The sequence below is a fragment of the Pseudooceanicola endophyticus genome (genome assembly GCF_018760365.1).
In the GTDB taxonomy this organism is placed as follows: Bacteria; Pseudomonadota; Alphaproteobacteria; order Rhodobacterales; family Rhodobacteraceae; genus Pseudooceanicola; species Pseudooceanicola endophyticus.
Genome location: NZ_JAHIAB010000046.1, coordinates 1 through 1,173 on the forward strand (window position 1 = coordinate 1; position 1,173 = coordinate 1,173).

2 protein-coding genes are annotated in these 1,173 nt (G+C 64.5%); both read right to left on the reverse strand.

Annotated features, from left to right (window positions below; translation table 11 throughout):
- Nucleotides 1-449 (reverse strand): aminotransferase class III-fold pyridoxal phosphate-dependent enzyme (locus KM176_RS24755; RefSeq protein WP_215558849.1); only part of this gene is annotated, 449 nt, incomplete at its 3' end.
- Nucleotides 450-816: 367 nt separating this feature from the next.
- A partial coding sequence (locus KM176_RS24760; RefSeq protein ID WP_215558850.1) for an electron transfer flavoprotein subunit alpha/FixB family protein occupies nucleotides 817-1,173 on the reverse strand: 357 nt, incomplete at its 5' end.

A 1,173-nucleotide genomic window follows, 5' to 3' on the forward strand; every position in this document is an offset into this window, starting at 1 on the left:
TGATAGCCATCGACCTGGACGATGATGCCCTTCTTGTCCTTCAGGCCGCGCACGTTGTTGCGGAACTCGACAAAGCGCAGGGCCGTATCGACGGCGGTCGAGCCGCCGGTTGTGAAGAACACCCGGTTCAGATCACCCGGCGTGAGGCGCGCGATCGTCTCGGCCAGCCGGATCGCCGGAGAATTGCCCATGTACCAGGGCGAGGTATAGGACAGGTTCATCGCCTGCCCGGCCATCGCATCGGCGATCTCGCGGCGGTTGTAGCCGACCTGGGTGCACCACATGCCGGCGGGACCGTCGATCAGGCGATGACCGTTTTCGTCCACGACATAGATGCCCTCGGCCCGGTCGAGGCGCGGCAGGGCCTTCTGGCCAAGGGTCTTGAGGCTGGCAGCGGGGTCGAGCAGATGCCGACGCGCGGCCTCTGCGAGGGGTTTATTATGGGTCACGTCATTCTCCTTCCAGGGCGGGCCCCGAAGGGCTGTCCTGTCATCCTTGCCGGTGTCCGGGAGGTTGGCATTCCGGGTCACGCTGAGCGGCGGGCGCCGGCGGTCCTGATCCTATCCTAGGCGTCCATGTCGCGGACCAGAAGATCGGATAATCTTGGACCGCCATAACCTGGGAGCATGGTGAATGGCGGGGCAGCGGGAAGAATGTCTGTAAAATATCTTGAAATGTTTGGCACATGGCGCGGGACCTTGGCTGTCGCCATGCCTTGAGATTGGTATGGCGCCATGCCTTCCGGGACAATTCTGCGCGCGGGACGGACAGCAAAAAGGCCCGCCAGGGCGGGCCTTTTGATGGGTGTCCTTGGGATCAGAGCTTTGCGGTCAGCTCGGGGACGGCCTCGAAGAGGTCCGCGACCAGGCCGTAATCGGCGACCTGGAAGATCGGCGCCTCCTCGTCCTTGTTGATCGCGACGATCACCTTGCTGTCCTTCATCCCCGCAAGGTGCTGAATTGCCCCGGAAATCCCGACCGCAACGTAAAGGTCCGGCGCCACGACCTTGCCGGTCTGGCCGACCTGCCAGTCGTTCGGCGCAAAGCCCGAATCCACCGCCGCGCGCGAGGCCCCCACCGCCGCGCCCAGCTTGTCCGCCAGGCCCGAGATCAGCGCGAAATCCGCCTCCGAACCGACGCCGCGACCGCCCGAAACCACGATCTTCGCCGAGGT